This is a genomic window from Stenotrophomonas sp. SY1 (assembly GCF_021202945.1).
Taxonomy (GTDB): Bacteria; Pseudomonadota; Gammaproteobacteria; order Xanthomonadales; family Xanthomonadaceae; genus Stenotrophomonas.
This window is the reverse complement of the sequence record NZ_JAJOYR010000001.1, coordinates 779,152-803,742: the sequence shown is the minus strand read 5'-3', so window position 1 is coordinate 803,742 and position 24,591 is coordinate 779,152. Positions and strand designations below refer to the sequence as shown.

The window sequence follows — 24,591 nt, the reverse complement described above, 5'->3', positions numbered from 1 at the left end:
GTCTCCTGCTCACAGCGGATAGGCGGGTGCCTGGCCCTTGAGGGTGAGCCACTGCCATTGGGTGAATTCATCGATGTTGGCCGGCCCGCCTATGCTGGTCCCGTTGCCGGAGACGCCGATACCGCCGAACGGATTGAGCACCTCGTCATTTACCGTTTGGTCATTGATGTGCAGGAGCCCGGTGTGCAACCGCTCACCCAGTTTTAGCGCACGTCCTACGTCGCTGGAGACAATGGCCATCGCCAAACCGTAGACCGTGTCGTTGGCCAGTGCTACGGCTTCTTCGTCGCTGTCGAACGGCACCACCACCGCTACCGGCCCGAAGATTTCCTCGCGAAATGCGGGGTTTTCGCGATCCACATCCGCCAGCACCGTGGCCTCGAAGAACAGCTCGCGGTAGCTGCCACCGGCAGCCAGCGTGGCACCGGCGGCCAACGCTGCTTCGACGATGCGTGCGGCGTGGTCGCGTTGGGTTGCGTTGATCAATGGACCCAATGCGACGTCCTCGCGCGCCGGGTCACCCACCTTCAGGGTTTTCGCCTTTTCAGACAGTTTTTCCACGAAGCGGGGGTACAGTCCGCGCTGCACCAGCACCCGCCCGGTCGCCATGCAGATCTGTCCCTGGTGCAGGTACGAACCCCAGGCAGCATTGGCCACGGCCAGATCCAGGTCGGCGTCGTCGAGGATGATCAACGAATTCTTGCCGCCCAGTTCCAGCGACACTTTTTTCAGGTGCTTGCCGGCGGCTTCGCCGACCTTGCGGCCGGCGCTGGTGGAACCGGTGAACTGGATCATCCGCACATGCGGATCGCTGGTCAGCGCTGCACCGGCCTCACCGTCGCCCGGCAACACATGCAGCACGCCCGCCGGCAACCCGGCCAGCTCGAAAAGCCGCGCGATCACCAGACCACCGCACACCGCGGTGCGCGGGTCGGGCTTGAGCACCACCGCATTGCCCAGCGCCAGCGCCGGCGCCACCGCGCGCAACGCCAGGTACAGCGGGAAGTTGAACGGCGAGATCACCCCGACCACGCCCAGCGGTCGGCGCCGCGCCAGGCTCAGCCGCCCGGATTCCGATGGCAGCACTTCGCCCACCGCACGCGACGGAAGCGCGGCGGCCTCGTGCAACGCACGGGTGGCAACCTTCAGTTCAGCGCCGGCCTTGAGGCGGGTGGAACCTCCCTCACGTACCAGCCACTCGCTGATCTCCCCGGAATGGGTCTCGGCCAACGCCGCCGCCTGCCGCAGCACGCGGGCACGCACCTCATACGGCGCGTTGCCCCATTCCTGCTGCGCCACCGCTGCCGCCGCTGCCGAGCGTGCGATCTGCTCCGGACCGGCCAGCGCCAGCGCGCCCACCGCCTTGCCGGTGGCCGGCTCGATCACTTCCTGAATGCTCGCGCCCGGCCGCCACTGGCCATCGAACTGCTTGCCCGACCACACCGCGGCCGGCAGAAACGCTTGTATCGCCATCACCTTGGACTCCTGCATCAGTTGCCAGGCATTGGATACCCGGCAACCGAGCGCTGCCTATTGGCCGCCCACGTCAATCTCCCAAGTGCTTGTTCCTGTGCCGTTTGGTACGTGTTCCGGCGCCCTGTTACTGGACAGTTGCCTGCATCACTGGTCGTCGCAGCGTACGCCCATGCCATTGGGCCACTACAATCGCCTGCCCCCGCTCAGTGCCAGGCCCGTCATGAACGACTCCTCACAGCCCACTTCCGATCCGATCGCCATCACCCGCAACTGGCTGGAGAAGGCCGTGATCGGGCTGAACCTGTGCCCGTTCGCCAAGGCGGTATACGTCAAGCAACAGGTGCGTTTCGTGCTCAGCGACGCCACCACACCGGAGGCGCTGGTGGAACAGCTGGCCGAGGAACTGGTGCTGCTGCGCGACACGCCGGCCGAGCAGATCGACACCACGCTGATCATCCATCCGGACGTGTTGACCGATTTCCTGGATTACAACGACTTCCTCGACAACGCCGACGCGGCGGTGGAAGCGCTGGATCTGCAGGGCATCCTGCAGGTGGCCAGCTTCCACCCCGAGTACCAGTTCGCCGGCGCCGCACCCGATGACGTGAGCAACTACACCAACCGCGCACCGTTCCCCACCCTGCATCTGCTGCGCGAGGACAGCGTCGAGCGTGCAGTGGCCGCCTTCCCCGACCCGGACGTGATTGTCGAGCGCAATATCGAGACGCTGGACAAGCTCGGCATCGATGGCTGGAACAAGCTGCTGGCCGGCGACAAGCCGCATTGAAGTTGCGGGTTCGGGATTTTCAGGACCCAAACAGAAAGGGCCGCAATGCGGCCCTTTTCTTTTTCTTGGCACGAAGTAACAACGAGCTGTTGTAGGAGCGGCGTAAGCCGCGAAGCCGGCGTTGCATCCGCAGAAGCAAAATCTGTAATTGCAGCGCGCCGGATAACAGGCTTCATCGGCGCCCCGAGGCAACTATGGCTTCGCGGCTGAAGCCGCTCCTACGAAACTGCCTGCACCGTTTTCTATCGGCACCGAGTCGCGCTCGGCTGTTCTAGGAGCGGCGTAAGCCGCGATGCTGGCGTTGCATTCGCAGGAGGAACGTCTGCAATTTCAGAACGTCGGATGACGGGCTTCATCCGCGCCTGAGGCAACGGTGGCTTCGCGGCTTACGCCGCTCCTACAGAACTGCATGCTCTGCTTTTGCCCGTTGCGGCTCCACTCCGGTATTCCGCATGCCGATGGATTGCTCGCTTCGCGGCTGAAGCCGCTCCTACGACGGCGGCGGCGGCGGCGGTGATTACGCTTCCGCGTTGGCCAGCCACGGCGACAACAGCTGCCGCACGTCGTGCAGCGAGCCGACGATGCGATGGCCCAGCGCGCGCACCGTTTCGTCCGGATGCACCAAGTCGGGGACCTGGATGGCGGTCATGCCGGCACCGAGCGCGGCGCGGATGCCGGCCGGTGAATCCTCCAGCGCCAGGCAGCGTGCCGGCGCGTGGCCCAGGCGTTGCGCGGCCAGCAGGTAGATTTCCGGTTCCGGCTTTGGCCGCGACACATCGCTGCTGGTCACCACCGCGTGGAAGTACGGCAGCAGTCCGGCGCTGTCGAGCTTGCGGTCGGCACGCGGCTGGCGGGTGGACGTCGCCACCGCGCGCGGGATCTCGTGCGCTTTGAGCAGTTCCAGCAGCTCGACGATGCCAGGACGCAATGGCAGGCCGGCGTGGGTGCGCTCCTCGTACAACGCGTGGCAGCGCTCGCTCATCGCATCGACCTGCGCATCGTCGCGGGCGTGCCGGCGCAGCATCGCGCGGCAATCACGGTCACCGAAACCGACCATGCCCAGGAAGAACGAACGCTCCAGCGCCAGCCCGAACTCCTCGGCCACCTGGCTCCAGCAGGCGACCGAAACCCGCTCGCTGTCGATCATCAGTCCGTCCATGTCGAAAATGACGGCGTCGGGAAGGAACGGCAGCGCAGCGTGGTGATTCATGGAGCGAACAGGGTTTCCAGATCGGTGGCGGTGAGCATCCGCCATTGCCCTTCGGCCAGCCCATCCAGGCCGAGACCGCCGATACGGCTGCGATGCAGGGAGGCCACGTGGTTGCCGGTGGCGGCAAACATGCGACGCACCTGATGGTAGCGGCCTTCATGCAGCACCAGCTGCGCGTGGCGTGCGTCGTGGACGTGCAGTTCAGCAGGCAGCAGGGGGGTTTTTTCTGATTCCAGCATCAGCGTACCGCTGGCGAACAGCGCCGTTTCGTCGCCGCGCAGGTCCTGCGCCAGTTCCGCTTCGTACACCTTGGGCAGCTTGGACTTGGGCGAGATGATCTTGTGCAGCAGCACGCCGTCGTCGGTCAGCAGCAACAGGCCGCTGGTTTCGCGGTCCAGCCGGCCCACCGTGGACAACACCGGCGCGCGGTCGCGGAAGCGCAGCGGCAGCAGGTCGTAGATCAGCCGACCCTGGTCCTTGGTCGAGCAGGTGTAGCCGGCCGGCTTGTGCAGCATCAGGGTCAGGCCCGGCGGAGGGTCCAACGGCTCGCCGTCGATGCGTATGGCGTCGTGATCGACCTTGTCATCGGCGTACAGCACCTCGCCCTCGGCGTCGGTGACGCGGCCTTCGCGGAACATCGCCTGCACCTGCTTGCGGCTGCCATAGCCCAGGTTGGCGATGTGCTTGACCAGCTTCATGCGCGGCCACCACGGGTGCCGACGATGACCTTGAAGCCGTCACGCTCGGCGGCCACACGCACCTGGCCGAAGCTGTCGTTGAGGATCTGTTCGTACGGCAGGTGGCGGTTGGCGACCATGAACAGCTTGCCGCCCGGGCGCAGCGCCTGCGCGGCCACGGCGATGAAACGCTGGCCGATGTCGGGGCGGTCCTCGCGTGCCGGGGTGTGGAACGGCGGGTTGGAAACGATGAAGTCGTAGCGGCCATCGATGCCGGCGGTGACGTCCTGCCAGCGGAAATCCAGCTTGGCGGTGCTGCCGGCAAGGTTGTGCTGGGCCAGCGCCAGCGCGCGCGACTCGGCTTCGTACAGATCCAGTGCGGTGACCTTGGGGCAACGTGCCAGCACTTCGGCCGTCAGATAGCCCCAACCGGCGCCCAGGTCGGCGCCACGGCCGGCCAGGTCAGCCGGCAACTGCTCGACCAGCAGCGCCGAGGCCGGGTCGATGCGGTCCCAGGCGAACACACCCGGACGGCTGTGGAAGCGGCCATCGAGGATCGGACGCGATGCATCCAGCGCAGCCCAGCGCTTGCGTAGCGTCTCGTCGTGGCTGCCGTCGGCCGGTGCCGTCCAGTAGGCGCGGCAATGGTTCTTGGTCAGCTTGCCGCCGAGCCCGGCCAGCTGCTGCAGGTCGCTTTCGCCCGAACGCGCGCCCTCGTTGTTGGACTGGCAGGCCACGATCTGGCCACCCGGCGCCACCATCGCCAGCGCGCGGGCAAACAGGGCGCGGGCTTCGTCACGTTGCCGCGGCGGCAGCACCAGCACCAGCGGGTAGCGTTCGCTGGAGGTCTCCAGCGCCTGCTCCTGGCGCACCTGCCAGCCGCTGCGCTCCAGCGCATCGGCGAAGGGGCGGAAGCTCTGCGCGCAGATCAGCTGCTCGGCGCTGGCATGCTCGCGCAAGGGCCAGCCGTCGCGGGCGCGCAGGAACAACACCGGGCCTTGCGGCCAGCGCAGACCGGCGTTGGTAAAGGGGAGGAACAGCGTCTCCAGCGGAGCGTCGTGCGAGGCGGCCATGCCGGTACTTCGTCAAACAGGGCCGGCCATTCTACCCGGCGGGGCGGATGCGGCCGGAAATGGCAGCTGAGCAGGGGAATCCGTCAGGGCGGGCACCTGGGCCGGGATCGGGCCCCGGCACGGCGAATGGCCGCATTGCCGGGATTCCCCGGCACTCCATCCCGTTCACGAGCACCCCGTCAGGCCGACAACCGCTGCACCTCGCGCACGCTGTCCAGCCAGATCACATGCTGCTGCGAAATCCGCGTCAGATCGTCCAGGCGTACCGTGCCGTTCACCCCCAGGTGCTCCTCCGGGTCGGTGAACTGCTGCAGCACCGGGCGCATCGTCACCATGCCGGCAACGCGACTGCCATCCTGCAGGACCAGTAGTACCCGTGCCTGCCCGGGCAGCTCACCGAGCAGGGTCTCGAGCAGGGCGATCCTGAGCGGATCGGTGTAAACGTGCGGCGCGTACAGGACCATGGCGGCGATCCACGGATGAGCCGGGATCACATTAGCGCCGCCGCGCGTGAATCACATGCAAAGAAAGATTCAGTGCAGGCGGGCGTCGCGGACCGCACCCACCAGCTGGGCCACGCTGTAGGGCTTGGCGATATGCCCCTGGAAGCCGGCCGAGAACGCGCGCCGGCGGTCATCGGCCCGCGCCAGTGCGGTCACCGCCACGGCCGGCAGCTCGCCGCCACTCACGCCCATGGTTTCGCGCAGCGTGTGCACCAACCCGTAACCGTCCATCCCCGGCATGCCGATATCGCTGATCAGCACGTCGAACGCGGTATGCCCGCGCAGATCGAGCAGTTCCAACGCTTCGGCCGCAGTGCCGGCGGTCACCACCGAGGCACCCTGTTCTTCGAGCACGCGGCGGATGTAACCCAGCATGTCCGGCTGGTCTTCCACCGCCAGGATGCGCACCCCCTGCAGGGCATTGGCGGTCACCACCTGGTCGCCGATCGGGCCACGCTGCACCTTGCGGCGGGGCCGGCCGGCGGCCTTCTGCACCTGGAATTCGGGCAGGTGGACCCGGAACGTGGCGCCCTGCCCGGCCCCGGCACTTTCGGCCGACACCGTGCCGCCATGCAGCTCGGTCAACTGCTGCACGATGGCCAGGCCCAGGCCCAGTCCGCCATGGCGCCGGGTGGTGGTGCCATCGGCCTGGCTGAAACGACTGAACAGGTGCTCCAGGAATTCCGGGGCGATGCCATCGCCATCGTCGTGGACCTGCACCACGTAGCGACCGGGCTCGTGCCACAGCTCCACCTCGATGTGGCCTTCGACCGGGGTGAACTTGATCGCGTTGGACAACAGGTTGGACAGCACCTGGCGCAATCGGGTGGCGTCGCCCAGCACCGGACAGGGCCGATCCGGGGTACTCACCCGCAACGTCTGCGCCTTGCCTTCGGCCGCCAGTTCCTGCGCGCGCACGGCCTCGCGCACCTGTTCGGCCAGGTCCAGCACCTCGACCTCCAACTGCACCTTGCCCAGCAGCATGCTGCTCAGGTCGAGCATGTCCGACATCAGATGTTTCTGGGTCATGGCGCTGTTGGCGATCACCTCCATGCCCTTGCGCATCGGATGCCCGGGCTCCATGCGCTGAAGGAGCAGCTCGCTCCAGCCCAGGATGGTGGTCAGCGGTGTACGCAGTTCGTGCGACAGCGTGGCCAGGAACTCATCCTTCATCCGCGCCATGCCTTCGGCGATGTTGCGCGCTGCGCGCTCGGCATCGAGCAGTTCCTCGCGCGCCATTTCGATCTCGCGGCGCTCGGTGATGTCCGGGCTGTTGCCAGCCAGGCCGATGAAGCGGCCATCGGGCGAGAAGCGCGGCTCGGCGTTCATTTCCAGCCACCGCCACTGCCCGTCATGGCGCCGCGCACGCACGTTGATATGCAGTTTGCGGCGCTCGGCCAAGGCCGCCTGCAACTCGTACTCGAACGGCGCCAGCTCATCCGGATGCAGCAGGCGCAGCCACCAGCGCGGCCCCAAGTCCGCATCCATGGCCAGGCCGAAGAAGGTGGCGAACGCGGTGTTGGCGAAGCGCACGTGGCCCAGGTCGTCCAGCACCCATACCGGCATCGGCAGGCCGTCGGCCAGCGCGCTGAAACGGGCCTCGCTTTCGGCCAGCTCGGTTTCAATGCGCTTGCGCTCGGAAATGTCGAAGAACAGGACCGCCACCCGGTGATTGCCGGGAGCACCAATGCGCACCGCCTCCACCGAATACCAGTGCCTTGCATCGCAGGCCTGACGCTCGAAGTGCGCCATCACCCCTTCGCTGGCAACCCGACCCAGTACCCGGTACCAGTACTCGTCCAGATTCGGCAGCACCTGGCTGGCACGCTGCCCCTTCACCCCGACCAGGCCGGTGATCCGCTCGAACGCGCTGTTGGCCTTGCGGTACACGAAATCCACCGGCCGGCCATCCTCGAACACCATCTCGATGACGCAGAACCCGGAGCCGACCGCGTCGAAGACTTCGCGATACAGCAGTGAATTGCCCAGGTCTTCATCAACCTGGGGCACTGGAGCCAGCAGCGGTTCGCTATTGAGCGGCAGCATCGTATGGGTGGGCAATGAACCAAAAAGGATTGACGAAACGGGGGAGGCAGTCTGGGCAGCAAACGATTCAGGCAATGTGATGATGAACCATCCGGCAACTCCCCGTCGTTCTGTCAGCGCTGTTCATTGTTCCGTATGGATAACAGCCGCACACTCATCTCAGTAAACCAGCCGGAGGAGTTCGCCATGAAGACCCTGACCGTGACCGGACTTGCCTTGGCCTGCCTGCTTGCCATTGGCAACGTTGACGCCAAACCGCGCACCATCGTCGACCCCGAGGCCCCGCGTGCGCTCGCCGTGGAAGGGCCTGTTCAGGTGCAGTGGAGCGACCCGGCCCAGTTCACCGAGCTGCGCAGCAGCCGCAACCGCTGGGACGCCGAGCGTGGCGATTGGGTGGTGACGCTGGCCGAACACCTGCGCGAGCAGGCCGACAAGAAGTTGCCCGAAGGCCAGAAGCTGGATGTCACCATCACCGACATCAAGCGCGCTGGCGACTATGAGCCTTGGCATGGCCCCAACTTCAACGACGTGCGCTTCATGCGCAATATCTACCCGCCGCGCATCAGCCTGCAGTTCACCCTTACCGACAGCAACGGCCAGGTGATCGACCAGGGCGAGCGCAAGCTGGTGGACAACGGCTATCTGTTCAACAGCAGCCTGCCCAGCAACACCGACCCGCTGCGCTACGAAAAGCGCCTGCTCGATGACTGGCTGCGCCGCGAACTGAAGGACGAGCGCAAGACTGCCGGGTTGTGATTCGGAAGCAGCAGCAAGAAAGCAGAAAGGGCCGCATAGCGGCCCTTTCTGTTTCGGCGCGAGGCCAGACCCCGCTTTTGTAGGAGCGGCTTCAGCCGCGAAGCTGGCGTTGCCTCACTGCAACTGGAGCTGGCAATTGCAGATTCCCGGATGACGAACTGCGTCTGCGTCTGAGCGAGCAGTGGCTTCGCGGCTGAAGCCGCTCCTACAGAACTCTGCAGGCACCGCTTCTACGAATCACCAATCCCCGTCAGACATACACCCGCGGGGTGCGCTTGAGGCTGCACGGCAGGCGGTACGCGCTCGTATTACAGCGCGGCGCCAACTCCGAAATGGTCGGTGCGTTGCCCCACAGCTGTACGATGCTGCCGTGCCCGGCTTGCGGATGATCGGTGAGGTCCACGGTCAGCATGTCCATCGACACGCGGCCGATCAGCCGTCCCGGCACGCCATCGATCAGCACCGGTGTGCCATTCGGCGCGAACTGCGGGTAGCCATCGGCGTAGCCCATGGCCACCACGCCCACGCGCGTGGGAACTTCAGCGACGAAACGCGCGCCGTAACCCAGCGGTTCGCCAACGGCCAGTTCGCGCACTGCGATCACCCGCGATTGCAGGGTCATCACCGGGCGCAGCTGGTCGGCGTGCGGGCTCGGTTGCGGGTACAGCGGATCGGCACCGTACAGCATCAAGCCGGGACGCACCCAGTCGCTGCGCACGTCCGGCCAACCCAGCAGTGCCGGCGAATTGCACAAGCTGGTTTCGCCGGCCAGACCTTCGATCGCGCGGTTGAACACGTCCAGCTGTTCGCGGGTGCGGTTGCTGTCCAGTTCGTCGGCACGGGCCAGGTGGGTCATCAGCACCAGCGGGGCGACGTTGGGCAGCGCGCTCAAACGCGCATGCGCATCGCGGAACTCTTCCACCGACAAACCCAGCCGGTGCATGCCGCTGTCCAGCTTCAGCCAGATGCGCAGCGTGGCGTCGGTCTTGAACGCTTCCACTGCCTCCAGCTGCCAGCGCGAGGACACCACGGTCCAGAAATCATGTTCAACGATCAGCGGCAGCTCGGCCGCGTCGAAAAAGCCTTCCATCAGCAGGATCGGGCCACGGATGCCAGCCTGACGCAGCTCCAGCCCTTCCTCGATGCAGGCCACACCGAAACCATCGGCTTCGTCCTGCAGCGCGCGCGCGCAGGCCACCGCGCCATGCCCGTAGGCATCGGCCTTGATGATCGCCAGCGCCTTGCCGCCGCCGAGCTGGCGGGCCAGGCGGTAGTTGTGGCGCAGCGCCTCCAGGTCGATCAATGCCTGTGCCGGGCGCATCAGTGCTGCCCCTTGCCGTAACGGAAGATATCCAGGCCTTCACTGCTGATCTGCGGCTTCTTGCCGCTCATCAGGTCGGCCAGGTAACGGCCCGAGCCGGCGGCCATGGTCCAGCCCAGGGTGCCGTGGCCGGTGTTGAGGAACAGGTTGCGGTACGGCGTTGCGCCGATCACCGGGGTGCCATCCGGCGTGGCCGGGCGCAGGCCGGTCCAGAACGTGGCCTTGGACAGGTCGCCGCCATCCGGGTAGAGGTCGTTGACCACCTTCTCCAGCGTGGCGCGACGGCGCTGTGCCAGTGACAGGTCAAAGCCGGCCACTTCGGCCATGCCGCCGACGCGGATTCGGTCCTCGAAGCGGGTCACGGCGATCTTGTAGCTCTCGTCCAGGATGGTTGAGGTCGGCGCCATCGCGCCGTTGGTGATCGGCAGGGTCAGCGAGTAACCCTTCAGCGGATACACCGGCAGATGCATGCCCAGCGGTGCCACCAGCTGCGGCGAATAGCTGCCCAGCGCCAGCACGTACTGGTCGGCGGTCTCCAGCTTGCCGTTGATGTACACGCCGGTGATGCGGTCGCCATCGCGCTGGATCGCGGTGATGTGCTGGTCGAAACGGAACTCCACGCCGGCTTCTGCGGCCAGCGTGGCCAGGCGCTCGGTGAACAGCTGGCAGTCGCCGGTCTGGTCCTCGGGCAGGCGCAGCGCGCCGACCAGCATGCCGGTCTTGCCGGCCAGCGCCGGCTCGACCCGGGCGATGCCCTGGCGATCCAGCACTTCGTAAGGCACGCCGTACTGGCGCAGCACTTCGATGTCCTGGGCGGCGGCGTCGAGCTGTTGCTGGGTGCGGAACAACTGGGTGGTACCCAGCTGGCGGCCTTCGTAATTGATGCCGGTAGCCGCGCGCAGCTCGTTGATGCAGTCGCGGCTGTAGTCGGACACGCGCACCATGCGCGCCTTGTTCACCGCGTAACGGGCCGAGGTGCAGTTGCGCAGCATCTGCCACAGCCAGCGGTACTGGTTGAGATCGGCGGTCGGGCGGATGGCCAGCGGCGCGTGCTCCTCGAACAGCCACTTGATGGCCTTCAGCGGCACGCCCGGGGCGGCCCACGGCGAGGTGTAGCCGAACGAGAGCTGCCCGGCGTTGGCAAAGCTGGTTTCCAGCGCCGGTGCCGGCTGCCGATCCACCACGGTGACTTCATGGCCGGCCTGCCGCAGATACCAGGCACTGGTCGTACCGATCACACCGCTGCCGAGCACCAGAACGCGCATTGTCTTCTCCTGACCCCATCATTCCCTGCGCCACAGCGGCCAGAGACTGGAAACGGCGCAGTATATTCACGCTTGACCAGTGTTTTCTTCTGTATTGAATTGCGAATACAGAGTAATTTCCCGTTTCGTTCATCAAAAGCAGAGCGCCATGGCCACCCGCAGCCGCGAACTGGACAAGATCGACCGCAAGATCCTGCGTATCCTGCAGCAGGAAGGGCGCATCTCCTTCACCGAACTGGGCGAACGGGTGGGCCTGTCCACCACGCCCTGCACCGACCGCGTGCGCCGGCTCGAACGCGAGGGGGTCATCACCGGCTACTACGCCCGGCTCGATCCACAGTTCGTGAAAGCCAGCCTGCTGGTGTTCGTGGAGATCAGCCTGGCCTACAAGTCCGGCGACATCTTTGAGGAGTTCCGCCGCGCCGCGTTGAAACTGCCCAACGTGCTGGAGTGCCACCTGGTATCGGGCGACTTCGACTACCTGCTCAAGGCCCGCATCAACGAGATGGCCTCCTACCGCAAGCTGCTCGGCAGCACCTTGCTGACCATGCCGCATGTGCGCGAGTCCAAGAGCTACATCGTGATGGAAGAGGTGAAGGAGACCTTGTCGTTGCCGATTGATGAGTAGGGGATTGGGGATTTGCAAATGCGGGCGGCTTCCGGGATTGGTGAATCCGAATCCCTCTGCCCACGGCCCCCCTCCCCAGCCCTCCCCTTCGCTACGCGAAAGGGAGGGGGCAGAAGCGGCGTTGCTGCAATCTGACGGATCGCCGGAACCTGACAAATCGCTAGACCCGCTCCCTCCCTTTCGCGCAGCGAAGGGGAGGGCTGGGGAGGGGTGCAGTTGACGTTGACGTCGCTACCGCTACTTCCCTCGCGCCGCAGCTGGCGGCGGCACGATCCGCTGGCCATCACCGCTGGGCACGGTGTTGTAGTAACGGCCGGTACGCGTATCCATCACCCGGTTCGGAGTGACCTGGCGCATGCCGTTCATGCGCTGGCCGGCGCTGTTGTAGATCGGGCGCGTCGTCTGCGGCGGAGTGATCGGCCTGCGCTTGGCCGGCGGCGTACCCAGCGCCGGATTCTTCAGGCGCTCACGCACGCGCGCATTTTCGGCGGCCTGGCGGGACGCCTCGTCCGTAGGCGTGCTCACCGGCGGCACGGTAACCGGCCGTGTCTCGGTGGGTGGTGGTGGGCTGGCCTGCCGTGTCGCGGTTGGCGAAGACTGACTGGCAGCGCGTGTTGCCGTGGGCGAAGACAGCTGCGCCAACGCCAGCGATGGCGACAGCGCCAACAACCACACGATTACATTCAGTTTCATCGTCACGCCCCTGCCAGTTGCTGGCCAGTATGTGATCGACCGGCTGGCGCAGCGGTGAATGCAAGCCATTGGAGCCACCCGCGCATCGGCCTACCATGACCGCCTGCCCTATGGATCCCCCGCCATGACCGCTTTCGACCTCACCCCACCCACCGCCGCCCAGCGCGATGCGCTGATCGCAGGCCTGGACGACGAAGAAAAGCGCGTACTCCTGCACCACGGCACCGAAGCACCGTTCTGCGGCGTATTCCTGGACAACAAGCGCGAAGGCGTCTACTGCTGCCGGTTGTGCGCGCTGCCGCTGTTCCGTTCCAGCGCCAAATTCGATTCGAGCACGGGTTGGCCAAGCTTCTTCGCCCCGTTCGACCCGGCACATGTAACCGAGATCCGCGACACCAGCCACGGCATGGTGCGCACCGAGATCGTCTGCGCCCGTTGCGGCAGCCATCTTGGCCATGTGTTCCCGGACGGCCCGCCGCCGACGTTCGAGCGACACTGTTTGAACTCCGTATCGCTGGGATTCGTCGGCCTGGGCGAGAACTACCCCAACCCGCTGCAGCGCGGCGACGCGGAAGCCCTGCCCGCCGGGTGAACGCTTGCCCGTCATAGCGCCCGCCTGCTCGCTGGCCCGGCATCACCGTTCGTGGCACCCCTTCCTGCAACCAAGACAGGACGCTGACTCTTCTCCCGCTGCGGGAGAAGAAACCGACAGGCAGATGAGGGCGACCTGTGCGCTGAAACCAAAGCCCCCTCATCCGGCGCTGCGCGCCACCTTCTCCCGCGCGGGAGAAGGAAGGGATGCCGCCTTCGCGATCGGAGAACGGGGTTCTCATTTCAGACTTGAAGCCGGTCGTGATTTCCCGCCAGCTGGCAACGCCCCTTCCATGCCGGCCTGGCCGCCAACAACCCGCCAGCCCAGCCCAAACACCTTGCCTGCCGAATTTCAAAGGGCGTCCAAACCCGGCAAGCCGTAAAAAACCCCAGTTCACACTTCAGAACCCGCCTCAGGCGCCGACAACGGATTACCCCCACTTCGTATGCCGGTTCCATGCTCATCATCGTTGGCTTGCTCATCGTCATCATCAGCGTGCTTGGCGGCTACGTCGGTGCGCATGGTCGTCTGGGCGCGCTCTGGCAACCCTATGAACTGGTCATCATCGGTGGCGCGGCACTGGGTGCGTTCCTGATCGGCACGCCGATCAAAACCGTCAAGCAGACGCTCAACGCCACCGTCGGTGTCTTCAAGGGGCCGCAATACAAGCGCCAGGACTACCTGGACGTGCTCAGCCTGCTCTACGAACTGCTCAACAAGGCACGCCGCGAAGGCTTCATGGCGCTGGAAGAGCATGTCGAAAACCCACAGGAAAGTGCGCTGTTCGCCAACTACCCCAAGGTGCTGGACGACCACCACCTGCTGGACTTCATCACCGACTGCCTGCGCTTGATGATCGGCTCCAACATCGAGCCGCACGAGCTGGAACCGCTGCTCGAACTGGAGCTGGACAAGCATCACCACGAGGCGATGGAACCGGCCCACGTGCTCAACAAGGTGGCCGATGGATTGCCCGGTTTCGGCATCGTCGCCGCGGTGCTGGGCATCGTCATCACCATGGGTTCCATTGGCGGTGACATCAAGGAAGTCGGCGCGCACGTGGCCGGCGCACTGGTTGGTACCTTTCTGGGCATCCTGCTGGGTTACGGCTTCATCGGCCCGCTGGCGGCCGCAGTGGAAGCCCGCGCCGAACAGGACGCGCGCATCTACGAGTCGGTCAAGACCGCACTGCTGGCCTGCCTGCGTGGCTACAACCCGAAGATCGCCCTGGAGTTCGCGCGCAAGACCGTGCCCTCGGCGCTGCGTCCGGGTTTCAGCGAGTTCGAGCAGCACCTGAAGTCGGTCAAGTAAGGCGCACGCCATGAGCGAGAACAAGCCTACGGTGATCGTTCGCCGGGTAAAGAAGGTGCAGAAAGGCGGCCACCACGGCGGTTCGTGGAAGGTGGCCTACGCTGACTTCGTCACCGCGATGATGGCCTTTTTCATGGTGATGTGGCTGCTGGCGGCCACCACCAAGCCCGAGCGCGCGGCCATCTCCGACTACTTCCGCAACCCCAGCCCGCTGAGCGGCACCAGCAGCACGCCGGCACCGGGCATGGCCGGCCCCGGCGGTGCCAGCACCTCGATGATCAAGCTCGGTGGCGCTACCGATGTCTCGCGCGGCAACAGCAATGACCCCTTCCAGAACCAGCAGGAAGCCGTACCCACGCCGGTGCAGGAACGCGAACGCGAGAAACAGCGGCTGGAAGCGTTGAAGCAGGAGTTGCAGGAAGCCATCAGCAAGAGCCAGGCACTGGAGCCGTTCAAGGACCAGCTGCTCCTGGACATCACCCCCGAAGGCCTGCGCATCCAGATCGTGGACAAGCAGAACCGGCCGATGTTCGACCTGGGCAGCGCGCGCCTGATGACCTACACCCAGGCGATCCTGGTGGAACTGTCGCACTTCATCAACCAGGTGCCCAACCGCATCAGCATCACCGGCCACACCGATACCACCGCCTATTCCACGCAGCTGGGCTACGGCAACTGGGAGCTCAGTGCCGACCGCGCCAATGCCGCACGCCGCACCCTGCTGGAAGGCGGCATGGACGAGGCCAAAGTGGCGCGCGTGGTCGGGTTGTCCTCATCGGTGCTGTTCGACAAGACCAATCCGCAGAACCCGATCAATCGCCGCATCAGCATCGTGGTGATGACCAAGGACGCCGAAGCGGCGGCGTTGAACGAGACCGATTCGTTGCCGGTGCTGCCAACCGCTGCCGAGCCGGCAGCGGTGCCGACGGCTGCCGACTGACGGTCGTTGTAACGCAGGCTTGCGAGCCGGAGGCGGAAAGCTACCCCTCCCCAGCCCTCCCCTCCGCCTGCGGCGCAAGGGAGGGGGCAGAAGCTTGGTTTCGCTGAGACCTGATCCGAGCTGCACGAACCACTCCCTCCCCTCCGCCTGCGGCGCAGGGGAGGGGCAGACGCTTGGTTTCGCTGGGACCTGATCCGAGCTGCACGAACCGCCCCCTCCCTTGCGCCGCAGGCGGAGGGGAGGGCTGGGGAGGGGTGACGCCTTGGCTTCTGGCCTCAACGGAAAACCAGCCGCTCCCCGGCACAAGACCCAAGGAAGAGGCCAGCAACGGCCCAGGCGCCTACAATGGCCGCTGGTTTCCCCTTATTGCCGAGCACCATGTCCAAGCTTTCCAAAGCCAAGCGCGACAAGCGCAAGAAGCAGGCCCCGCGCCGTCCGTTCGCCCGCCTGAACGCCCAGCAGCCGGTGGAAAACCACGCCGTGCTGGTCAACGAAGAAGGCCAGGTGGTCGCCGCCATCGGCATGCAGGGCAATGAATGGCTGCTGGCCATCGGCGGCCAGACCATGGGCAACGCCGACAACCCGGTGCCGATGCTGGCCATGCTCAAGCACCTGGCCAACGTGCAGGAGAAGGAAGGCCGCAAGGTCAGCCTGGAGTACTCCGGCCAGCTGCAGCAGATGATCGACGACCTGGCTGCCGACGAAGGCAAGACCGCCGACGACTACCTGGCCGGTCTGGTCGCCGAGTTCGAGGGCGTGGATGGCGAGGAAGCGGTCGAAGTGGCAGAAGCCGCTGACGAAGCACCGGCTGCCGACGTGGCTGCCGACGCCGACGACAAGCCCAAGGCCTGAGCCACGAGCTTGCAGTGACGGTCTATATCGACGATGCGGTACATCCCTGGCGCGGCGAGCGCTGGGCGCATCTGATGGCCGACACCCTGCCCGAGCTGCATGCCTTGGCACAGCAGCTCGGGATTCCACGCCGCGCGTTCCAGAACCGCCCCAGCGGCGTGCACTACGACGTGCCGGCACCGCTGCGCGAGCAGGCCATCGCGCTGGGCGCGCAGGCGATTTCGCGGCACACCGACCGCGCCCTGATGCGCCGGGTCATCGCCAATGCACGGGCGCTGTACCTGCCGTAAGACCGCACTCCGGTAGTGCCGAGCCATGCTCGGCAGAAGCTTTACCGGAAGTGTCCCAGCGCAGCATGGCTGCGCTCTACAAAGGGACAATGATCAGAACGGGTCGCTGCCCGGCCGCACTTCCACGCCCAGCAACGAGCACAGTGCCAGCATCGCCTCGTCATCGCGGCTGAGCGCGATCCAGCCGGCATAGGCGTCGCCGCCGGTGTTCCAGTTCCACACCGAATAGCCATGCTCGCGCAGCTTGTCGTACGCGGTGCTCATCAACGCTGCCACGTCGAGGTCTTCGGCGAAATCCTCGTCATCCAGATCGCCGCCCCAGTCGATACCCAGGTTCCAGCGCGCCGCCAGTTCCTCAATCGCCGAGACGAACGAATCGGTGTCTTTCCAGTCCACGTAGAAACCAGCACGCCAGTCGATGGCGTCCTTCAGGTCCCACAACCAGCTCTCATCCGTGAAATCGTCCTCGGCTCCGGCGCGCGCTTCACGCCAGGCGTCGAACTGCTGCAACGCCGCGTCCTCGTCGCCCGGATTGATCAGCCACAGCAGGTTCCAGACCCGCGCCGGATGGTCGTCCTCGTCGAAGGTGGGCTGCAGTTCGTCGGAGTCTTCGTAATCGGCGCTGTTGTCGGGCATCTGGGTCTTCCACTGCATGTTTGCCGCGCATTCTGCCCCCGCCGGACCAGCAGCGGAAGTCGTCGGCCGGTCGCAGCGGGTATCCTGTGCGGCAGAAGAAGGCCACGGTGGCCCTCAATCCACGATGAAGATGAGCGATACCCCTCCCGATCACCTGGCGGTCAATCCGGCCAGCCCGTTCCATGATGCCGCCGCCCTCGAGCGTGGCGTTGGCGTCCGCTTCAACGGCATCGAGCGCGATGACGTGGAGGAATACTCGGTCAGCGAAGGCTGGATCCGCGTGCAGGCCGGCAAGGCCCGCGACCGCCGTGGCAACCCGATGACCCTGAAGATCAAGGGCGCGGTGGAACCGTATTTTCTTGAGTTGAAGAACGCCTGAGAGCGGCCCTCACCCCAACCCCTCTCCCGTTTACGGGGCGATGCGGGCTTGCTTGCGAACCCTTGGTTCGCAGCCTGCTGAGCGCCCCTGCGCTGGCGCAAGGGCCGGGGCGCGGAGCGGGTTGTGGTGAGGGGAAGCTTCTGGCTTGAAGGCAAGCTTCCAGCCAAAGACCCCCAACAACACATCAATCGCGCTGTCGGCTTTCCAGCAGGTCCAGATTGCGGATCAGCTTGCGCGATACCTCATCGGATATCTGGCCGTGCCGGGTCAGGCGGAACAACTCCTCGCGCTCTGCGTTGAGCCCGGCCGAACGCAGGCTGCGGTACGCCTGCTCCATGCGTTTGACCTTGTCCGGGTCTTCGTCCGGGCCCTGCCCGCGCTCCAGGTTGCGCTGGTACAGCAGGCTCACCCGTGCGGCGGCGTCGTTGTAAAGCTGCACATTGGTGGTGGTCTGGCCATCCACCAACTGCTGGCGGGCCTTCTCCACCGCCGCCAATGCGGCACGCGAGGACGCACGACGCGCACGGTCTTCCTCGCGCCGCCCGCCTTCATCCGGCGGCAGTTCCAGGCCTTTGAGCAGGCGCGGCAGCAACAGGCTGGCTGCAATCAACGACACCAGGATCACCGCCGCGGCCAGGAAGATCACCAGGTCACGCGCCGGGAACGGCTCGCCGCCAGGGATCATCAATGGCAGCGTCAGCACGCCGGCCAGGGTGATGGCACCGCGCACGCCGGCCACCGACATCGCCAGCACCACCCGCCACGAGGTCACCGCCGCCCCGCCCTGGTCACCGCGCATGCGAGCACGCAGCAGGTTCCAACGCAGTGACAGCCACACCCAGATCAGGCGCAGCACCACCAGCATCGCGTTGACCGCCAGCACGTACACCAGCAGCCACCACGGGCTGTGGCGGCCGGTCTCCTGCATCGTGTCGATGGCGCGTTCGACGATGCCCGGCAACTGCTCGCCCAGCAGCACGAAGATGATGCCATTGAAGCTGAACTGCACCGTGTTCCACACCGCCGCACGCTGCACGCGCATGCTGCCGCTGATGCGGCCGGTCAGCTCGACGTAGCTCATGGTGATGCCCGCCGCCACCGCGGCGAGGATGCCCGAGGCATGCAGCTCTTCGGCCATCAGATAGGCGGCGAAGGGAATCAGCAGATTGACCAGCAGCGCGGCACCGGGCTCCTCGCCAAAGCCATGCCACAACCAGCGTTGGAACGTGGACACGCCCCAGGTCACCGCCACGCCGATGGCGAGCCCGGCGAACGCCACCCACAGGAAGGTCAGCGATGCGTCGGCCAGCGAGAAACTGCCGGTCATCACCGCCGCTACCGCGAAGCGGAAACACACCAGGCCCGATGCATCGTTGAGCAGTGACTCGCCCTCCAGGATGTGCATCAGTCGCTTGGGTATCGGTGCACGCGAGGCAATCGCACCAACCGCCACCGGATCGGTCGGCGAAATGATCGCCGCCAAGGCAAACGCCACCGCCAGTGGCATGGCCGGAATCATCCAGTGAATCAGCAGGCCGGCGCCGACCACGGTGAACACCACCAGGCCGAAGGCCAGTTCCAGGATCGCGCCCTTGTCGCGGAACAGGCCCTGCTTGGGAATGCGCCAGCCATCCAGGAACAGCAGCGGCGGCAGGAACAGCAGGAAGAACATGTCCGGCTCGAGCGCGTGGCCGCGGTTGAACACGCCGGCAATCAACGCCCCCAGGCCGATCTGCACCAGGGGCAGCGGCAGTGAGAAGGGCAGGATTCTTACCAGATAACCACTGGCGACAACGGCCACCAGCATGGCCAGGACAACTTCGATCGTGTGCATGCCCGTTCCACGGAATCACCACCACGACAGTCTGGCTGCCGGCGCTGGCTACGACGGATGTATCAAACGCGTAAAAATTACCACGGCAAGCTGAACATGCCGATGATGACCTGACGTGAAATGCAACCGACTGCCCACGTGCTGTTCTGTTTCAGCCGTCGTTCCCGTGCTGGCGGAAATGACGGCTGAAAGTATTGAAGCGGCCTTGGCTCGGCCTGCGCGTCTCACTGGCTGCCGTCAAACCGATAGATGTCCATCGCCAGAAAGCCCATGTCGATGCCGGCATCGATGCGTTGCGCGCCGAGCTGTCCGGAACCGGCCGCGCCCATCGCGAAGTACAGCGGCAGCAGATGTTCATCGGTGGGATGGGCCTGCGCGGCAAAGGGGGCCTGCTGGCGATAGTCGAACAGCGCCGGCACATCGTCGGCCTCCAGCTTGCGCTCCACCCACTCGATGAAGGGGCGCACGTACGGCGCTTCCTTGCCCTGCTGGTAATTGCGCCAGTCGTGCAGGTTGTGGGTGATGCTGCCCGAGCCGATCAGCAACACGCCCTGCTCGCGCAATGGCGCCAGCGCACGGCCCATCGCGAACTGGTGGTCCGGGCCGAGCTGCGGCTGGATCGACACCTGCAGCACCGGAATGTCGGCCTGCGGGTACAGATAACGCAGCGGCACCCAGGCACCGTGGTCCAGCCCGCGCCGCGGATCGATGCTCGGTTGCAGACCGGCTGCGGCCAGCCGCGCGGCGACATCCTGGGCCAGCGCCGGCGCACCCGGGGCCGGATACTGCAGCTGGTACAGCGCATCCGGGAAGCCGCCGAAATCGTGGATGGTTTCCGGCGTGGCCGTGCTCGACACCTGCGGCGCCCGGCCCAGCCAGTGCGCGGAGGCCATCACGATGGCGCGCGGGCGCTCCAGGCCGGCCGCCAGTTCGGCCAGGCGCGGGCCGATCTGCCCGGGTTCCAGGGCGGTCATCGGCGAACCATGGGAAATGAACAAGGAAGGCAGGCGGGTCATCACAGGCTCCAACTGAGGGGACAACGAAATTTCACGGGTTCTGGAAACGCCATCAGGGTATTGCGCATGGCTGGGGCGAAAAATAGGATCAGACGCTTCGGTTTATTACGCAGGGCGGAACAATGGACACGATTGATGCCATGCGGGTGTTTGTGGCGGTGGTCGAACGCAACGGCTTCAGCGCGGCGGCCGAGGCCCTGGACCTGTCCACCGCGGCGGTCACCCGGCAGATCGCCGCGCTCGAGAAGCGCCTGTCCACGCGCCTGCTCAACCGCACCACGCGGCGGGTCAGCCCGACCAGCACCGGCGCGGCCTACTACCAGCGCTGCGTGCAGCTGCTGGCCGAATTCGATGACCTGGAAGCCTCGGTCGGAGCGCAGGCACTGCAACCGTCCGGACGGTTGCGCATCAACGCGCCGGTCAGTTACGGCATCGCCCGGCTTGCACCGCTGCTGCCCGGCTACCACGCACGTTACCCGCAGGTGGAGCTGGACCTGTCCTTGTCCGACCGCCTGGTGGACATGGTCGAGGAAGGCTACGACCTGGCCATCCGCATCACCCGCCAGCCGGCACCACAGCTGATCGCACGGCTGCTGGCGCAGTCCCGTGTCCAGCTGTGCGCGGCGCCCTCCTACCTGTCACGGCGCGGCGTGCCGGCCACCCCGCAGGCACTGGCCGAGCATGACTTCCTGTCCTACAGCTACGCCGCCAACGGTGACAGCGTGGTACTGCAAGGTGCCCAAGGCCCGGTGGAAGTCAACGTGGTGTCGTGCATGCGCGCCAACAACGGCGAGGTGCTGCGTGAAGCGGCCATCGCCGGCATGGGCATTGCCCTGCAGCCGGATTTCATCATCGGCGACGCACTGGCCGATGGCCGGCTGATGCCGGTCCTGCCGGATTGGGAGACTCCCGCCATCGGCATCTACGCGGTCTATCCCAACCGCAGCCACCTGGCACCGAAGGTACGGAGCTTCATCGATTACCTGGTGGAGCAGCTGGAGCCGCCGCAAAGCCCGTGAAATATGGGCAGCGGTAAGCCGGGATGCAGCACAGCGGAATTCCCTGGGCTTCGAAACAACCCACCGCATGTGGTGACGGGTTTGCCCGTCCGCAGCGGCGCTGGGTTCTCGGCCTTGCCGACGTCCTGCCTGCCGTTCGCGGCAGGGCATCGACAGGCACTGCACCGCCGTCACGGCGGGCGCGGTTCCAGCAAGGCGCTTCGCCTCACTCCATGCTGCGGGTGAGGGCCAGTTCCATCAGCAGTTCGTCCAGCGCCATCGGCCGGCCCAGCAGATAGCCCTGCACCTGGTCGCAACCGTGCGCGGCCAACCAGCGCTGCTGGCCCTCTGTCTCCACGCCTTCGGCGATCACCGACAACCCCATGCTGTGGCCCAGCGACAACAACGCCCGGCAGATGGCGGCATTGCGCGGGTTGCTCTCCACATCGGCCACGAAGCTGCGGTCGATCTTCAGCGAATCCAACGGCAGGTGCTGAAGGTAGGACATCGACGAGAAGCCGGTGCCGAAGTCATCCAGCGAAATGCTGATGCCCTTCTCATGCAGGCGCTGCATGGCCTGCAACGCCTGGGCCGGATTACGCATCAGGCTGCTTTCGGTCAGCTCCAGCTGCAATGCGCCACGGCGCAGGCCGAACTCCTCCAGCACGCGGGTGAACTCGCCGGCCAGGTCGGTGTTGAAGAACTGCACCGCCGACACGTTCACCGCGATCGGCAGGTTGTCCCAGCCCGCAGCGACCAACTGCCGCTGCGCCTGTGCTGCCGCGCGCAACACCCAACGGCCGAGCGCGATGATCAGGCCGGTGTCCTCGCACAGCTGGATATAGTCGCCCGGCGGAATCTGGCTGCCGTCGGTCTGCGGCCAGCGCAACAGTGCCTCCAGCGCCGCCGGAGTGCCGTCGGCCGCATGCCGGATCGGCTGGAAATGCAGCTCGAATTCGTCGCTGTCGATGGCCATGTGGATGCGCCCGGCCAGTTGCAGGCGCTCGGTGTAACGGGCGGCCATGGCCGGCGTGAAACGCGCCACCGGCACGCCGTCTTCGCGCGCGGCATGGGCTGCCTGCGCGGCGCGGCCGAGCACCAGCTCGGCGGTATCACCGTCGGCCGGACAACTGGCGACACCGACCCGTGCTTCCAGCTGATGGAAGGTGTCGTGGCCGCGCACCGGTTCGGCGACGGCTTCAAGCAAGGCATCCAGCGCCAGCTGGGCGTCGTCGGGGTTCTCCACCGCCAGCACGAAGTCTTCGGCCGGCTGGTGCGCCAGCAGGCCGTAACGGCTGGCCAGCCCACCCAGCCGCACTGCCACCGAACGCAGCGCTTCCTCGCCGGCCTCGCGGCCCAGGGTGTCGGCAATCATCTGCAGGCCGCGCAGCTGCACGTGGATGATGGTGTAGCCGCGTTCGCCGTCGAGCCGCTCGGACAGCGCACGCGCGGTCAGCAGGCCGGTGCCCGGATGGTGGCTGGCGCGGTAGGCCAGTTCGTTCTCGTAGCGCAGGCGCTGGCTGACATCTTCGGCCAGCACCAGGCAGGCATCGTGGCCGGCGAACTCCAGCCGCGCCACATGCGCCACCGCCTGGAACACGCTGCCGTCCTTGCGCCGATGACGGCGTACCAGCTGCAGCGCGGGGCCGCCATTGGCAAAATCGTCCACACCGTTGCGCAGCAGCTCCCAGTCCTCGCTGGGGCGCACGTCCAGGATCGACATGGTCAGGAATTCTTCGCGGCTGTAGCCGTACTGCTCCACCGCGGCCTGGTTCACTTCCAGAAAGCGCAGCGTCACCAGGTCGAAGATCCAGAACGGTGCCGGGTTGCGATCGAACACCAGGCGGAACTGGCGCTCGGCTTCCACCACACGCGCCTCGGTCTGCACGCGCTCGCTGATGTCCACCACCGCACCGGCCAGGCGCGGCGACTGCCCGGCACTGTCCACCAGGTCGCCACGGGCGGACAACCAGCGCAGTGAGCCGTCACGCATGCACAGGCGGAACATCGCATTGAGCGCGCCCTTGCCCTGCCGGGCGCGTTCGAGCATGACCCGCAGCCAGGCGCGGTCGTCCTCGTGCACCCGCGTCAGGAACACCTCCAGTGGCGAGGCGCGCCCGGTCAGGCCCAGCATCTGCTGGGTCAGCCCGGACCAATGCAAAGTAGGAACGCTGCCATGCAGCGACCAGGTGCCGACCTTGCCTACTTCATGCGCCAGGGCCAGCTCGGCTGCGCCAGCCTGCAGCTGCTCGCCCATGCGCTGCTGATGGGCGGCGCTGCGGGCCACCCCGCGCAGCAGGCAGACAAAGCCGATCAGGTAGAGCACGAAGATGCCGATGCCGGCGTACAGGAACACATACCAGCGCGCCATCACTTCCTGGTAGGACAACGCGGCGAACAAGGTCAGCGGATAGTCCGGCGGCACGCTGATCGCGCTGATGCGCAGCTGGTTGTCCACCGGGCTGGCGCTGATGCCACGCGCCAGCACCTTGCTTGAAGGCGGCGGGATCGAGGCGGGATTGGTGAGCTGCTTGCCCACCAGGCCGCCCGGATCGCGGCTGTGGGCCAGGATCTGGCCGAAGCGGTTGCCGATCGAAGCGGCCCCATCGCGGCCCAGGTCCAGGCCGCTGACCACTTCCTGGAAGGTGCCAAGCCGCACCCGTCCCAGCAACCACTGGTCCGGCTGCATCGGCACCGCCGTGCGCACCACCCAGTGCTCGCCGGGCAACTTCTCCAGCGGGCCGATGTACAGCTCGCCGCTGAGCACGCGGTTGGGAGCTACCACCCAGCTGTGCAGGGTCGGGTCACCGGTACCTTCCGACAGCGGCTGGCCCTGGCCGTTGACCAGGGTGATCGATGCCAGGTCATGGTTGCGCTCGAGCACGCCACGGATATTGGCCTGCAACAGCTCCACCGCTTGGTCCGGCACGCGCCGGTAGAACTCGCGGCCATCGTTGGCGGTACCGCGCAGCGCGCGTTCCAGGGTGATCAGCTGCGCACGCAGCAGGCGATCACTGCCATTGGCCAGTGCCATGCTCTGCCGCTGCGCTGCTTCGATACGGCTGCTGCGGTCGTTCCACAGCATCATCGTCAATGCCACCGCCAGCATCACCGCCACCACCGTGCCGGCAATGACCAGCACGCGCAAAGGATGGGCGGGCAACCGGTTCATCTCAGTTTCCAGCACATCAATGAGGGACAGGCGAGCATTGGTTGATCCATGTACGTTGGCAGCAGGGGGCCCGGCAGGTGACGACCGCACACGAACAACCCGTGCGCCGCTCTGCAAGCGCCTCCCCAGACACCAC

23 protein-coding genes are annotated in these 24,591 nt (G+C 66.0%); 10 read left to right on the top strand and 13 right to left on the bottom strand.

Annotation, left to right across the window (positions count from 1 at the left end; genetic code table 11):
* Nucleotides 1–9 precede the first annotated feature (9 nt).
* The gene (locus LR961_RS03145) at nt 10–1,491 is read right to left on the bottom strand and encodes a benzaldehyde dehydrogenase (protein WP_269670538.1); all 1,482 of its coding nucleotides are present in this window, start codon (nt 1,489–1,491) and stop codon (nt 10–12) included.
* Between the two features lie 205 nt (nt 1,492–1,696).
* On the opposite strand from LR961_RS03145, the gene LR961_RS03140 reads away from it, so the two are divergent.
* Entirely contained in the window at nt 1,697–2,263 is a 567-nt protein-coding gene (locus tag LR961_RS03140; RefSeq protein WP_232146964.1) for a DUF1415 domain-containing protein, read from the top strand.
* A 517-nt stretch (nt 2,264–2,780) separates the two neighbouring features.
* Here LR961_RS03140 and LR961_RS03135 read toward each other — a convergent pair.
* From LR961_RS03135 to LR961_RS03115, 5 genes are all read right to left on the bottom strand, one after another.
* Nucleotides 2,781–3,473, bottom strand: a complete 693-nt coding sequence (locus tag LR961_RS03135) for an HAD family phosphatase (protein ID WP_232146963.1) — start codon at nt 3,471–3,473, stop codon at nt 2,781–2,783.
* Nucleotides 3,470–4,171, bottom strand: coding sequence for a pseudouridine synthase (locus LR961_RS03130; protein ID WP_232146962.1), 702 nt, complete (start codon nt 4,169–4,171; stop codon nt 3,470–3,472). The genes LR961_RS03135 and LR961_RS03130 overlap by 4 nt, the downstream gene beginning before the upstream one ends.
* Nucleotides 4,168–5,223, bottom strand: a complete 1,056-nt coding sequence (locus tag LR961_RS03125; RefSeq protein WP_232146961.1) for a class I SAM-dependent methyltransferase — start codon at nt 5,221–5,223, stop codon at nt 4,168–4,170. The genes LR961_RS03130 and LR961_RS03125 overlap by 4 nt, the downstream gene beginning before the upstream one ends.
* A 179-nt stretch (nt 5,224–5,402) precedes the next feature.
* Nucleotides 5,403–5,687, bottom strand: a complete 285-nt coding sequence (locus LR961_RS03120) for a DUF3247 family protein (protein WP_232146960.1) — start codon at nt 5,685–5,687, stop codon at nt 5,403–5,405.
* Nucleotides 5,688–5,756: 69 nt separating this feature from the next.
* Nucleotides 5,757–7,772, bottom strand: a complete 2,016-nt coding sequence (locus LR961_RS03115) for a PAS domain-containing hybrid sensor histidine kinase/response regulator (protein WP_269670537.1) — start codon at nt 7,770–7,772, stop codon at nt 5,757–5,759.
* A 186-nt stretch (nt 7,773–7,958) separates the two neighbouring features.
* Here LR961_RS03115 and LR961_RS03110 point away from each other — a divergent pair, with 186 nt between their 5' ends.
* The gene (locus tag LR961_RS03110) at nt 7,959–8,528 is read left to right on the top strand and encodes a DUF3016 domain-containing protein (RefSeq protein WP_232146959.1); all 570 of its coding nucleotides are present in this window, start codon (nt 7,959–7,961) and stop codon (nt 8,526–8,528) included.
* 250 nt (nt 8,529–8,778) lie between these two features.
* On the opposite strand, the gene alr is transcribed toward LR961_RS03110, so the two are convergent.
* On the bottom strand, nt 8,779–9,849 hold the full coding sequence (gene alr, locus LR961_RS03105; RefSeq protein ID WP_232146958.1) for an alanine racemase: 1,071 nt from the start codon (nt 9,847–9,849) through the stop codon (nt 8,779–8,781).
* Entirely contained in the window at nt 9,849–11,114 is a 1,266-nt protein-coding gene (locus LR961_RS03100) for a D-amino acid dehydrogenase (RefSeq protein ID WP_232146957.1), read from the bottom strand. Before LR961_RS03100 ends, alr begins: the two co-directional genes overlap by 1 nt.
* Nucleotides 11,115–11,262: 148 nt before the next feature.
* Here LR961_RS03100 and LR961_RS03095 point away from each other — a divergent pair, with 148 nt between their 5' ends.
* Nucleotides 11,263–11,742 carry a winged helix-turn-helix transcriptional regulator gene (locus LR961_RS03095; protein ID WP_232146956.1) on the top strand — a complete coding sequence of 160 codons (480 nt, stop codon included), beginning with the start codon at nt 11,263–11,265 and terminating at the stop codon, nt 11,740–11,742.
* Nucleotides 11,743–11,979: 237 nt separating this feature from the next.
* Here the strand turns inward: LR961_RS03095 and LR961_RS03090 are convergent, their stop codons facing one another.
* The gene (locus LR961_RS03090) at nt 11,980–12,435 is read right to left on the bottom strand and encodes a classical arabinogalactan protein 4 (protein ID WP_232146955.1); all 456 of its coding nucleotides are present in this window, start codon (nt 12,433–12,435) and stop codon (nt 11,980–11,982) included.
* A 124-nt stretch (nt 12,436–12,559) separates the two neighbouring features.
* On the opposite strand from LR961_RS03090, the gene msrB reads away from it, so the two are divergent.
* The 5 genes from msrB to LR961_RS03065 all read left to right on the top strand — a co-directional run bounded on the left by msrB (nt 12,560) and on the right by LR961_RS03065 (nt 16,420).
* Nucleotides 12,560–13,027 carry a peptide-methionine (R)-S-oxide reductase MsrB gene (gene msrB / locus LR961_RS03085; RefSeq protein ID WP_232146954.1) on the top strand — a complete coding sequence of 156 codons (468 nt, stop codon included), beginning with the start codon at nt 12,560–12,562 and terminating at the stop codon, nt 13,025–13,027.
* Nucleotides 13,028–13,483: 456 nt separating this feature from the next.
* Complete coding sequence (gene motA / locus LR961_RS03080; protein ID WP_232146953.1) at nt 13,484–14,338, top strand: flagellar motor stator protein MotA; 855 nt, start codon at nt 13,484–13,486, stop codon at nt 14,336–14,338.
* 10 nt (nt 14,339–14,348) lie between these two features.
* Nucleotides 14,349–15,278 (top strand): flagellar motor protein MotB, encoded by a 930-nt coding sequence (gene motB / locus LR961_RS03075; protein ID WP_232146952.1) that lies wholly within the window; start codon nt 14,349–14,351, stop codon nt 15,276–15,278.
* Between the two features lie 378 nt (nt 15,279–15,656).
* Nucleotides 15,657–16,130 (top strand): hypothetical protein, encoded by a 474-nt coding sequence (locus LR961_RS03070; protein WP_232146951.1) that lies wholly within the window; start codon nt 15,657–15,659, stop codon nt 16,128–16,130.
* Nucleotides 16,131–16,144: 14 nt separating this feature from the next.
* Entirely contained in the window at nt 16,145–16,420 is a 276-nt protein-coding gene (locus LR961_RS03065) for a DUF4031 domain-containing protein (RefSeq protein ID WP_232146950.1), read from the top strand.
* Between the two features lie 93 nt (nt 16,421–16,513).
* Here the strand turns inward: LR961_RS03065 and LR961_RS03060 are convergent, their stop codons facing one another.
* Nucleotides 16,514–17,056 (bottom strand): hypothetical protein, encoded by a 543-nt coding sequence (locus tag LR961_RS03060; protein WP_232149171.1) that lies wholly within the window; start codon nt 17,054–17,056, stop codon nt 16,514–16,516.
* 130 nt (nt 17,057–17,186) lie between these two features.
* Here LR961_RS03060 and LR961_RS03055 point away from each other — a divergent pair, with 130 nt between their 5' ends.
* Nucleotides 17,187–17,435, top strand: a complete 249-nt coding sequence (locus LR961_RS03055; protein ID WP_232146949.1) for a DUF3297 family protein — start codon at nt 17,187–17,189, stop codon at nt 17,433–17,435.
* 184 nt (nt 17,436–17,619) lie between these two features.
* Here the strand turns inward: LR961_RS03055 and LR961_RS03050 are convergent, their stop codons facing one another.
* Together LR961_RS03050 and LR961_RS03045 are read right to left on the bottom strand one after the other, a co-directional pair.
* Nucleotides 17,620–19,269 carry a Na+/H+ antiporter gene (locus LR961_RS03050; protein ID WP_232146948.1) on the bottom strand — a complete coding sequence of 550 codons (1,650 nt, stop codon included), beginning with the start codon at nt 19,267–19,269 and terminating at the stop codon, nt 17,620–17,622.
* Nucleotides 19,270–19,493: 224 nt separating this feature from the next.
* The gene (locus LR961_RS03045; protein ID WP_232146947.1) at nt 19,494–20,285 is read right to left on the bottom strand and encodes a class III extradiol ring-cleavage dioxygenase; all 792 of its coding nucleotides are present in this window, start codon (nt 20,283–20,285) and stop codon (nt 19,494–19,496) included.
* 122 nt (nt 20,286–20,407) lie between these two features.
* On the opposite strand from LR961_RS03045, the gene LR961_RS03040 reads away from it, so the two are divergent.
* Complete coding sequence (locus LR961_RS03040; protein ID WP_232146946.1) at nt 20,408–21,304, top strand: LysR family transcriptional regulator; 897 nt, start codon at nt 20,408–20,410, stop codon at nt 21,302–21,304.
* A 205-nt stretch (nt 21,305–21,509) separates the two neighbouring features.
* Here the strand turns inward: LR961_RS03040 and LR961_RS03035 are convergent, their stop codons facing one another.
* Nucleotides 21,510–24,455 carry an EAL domain-containing protein gene (locus tag LR961_RS03035; protein WP_232146945.1) on the bottom strand — a complete coding sequence of 982 codons (2,946 nt, stop codon included), beginning with the start codon at nt 24,453–24,455 and terminating at the stop codon, nt 21,510–21,512.
* Nucleotides 24,456–24,591: the final 136 nt, after the last annotated feature.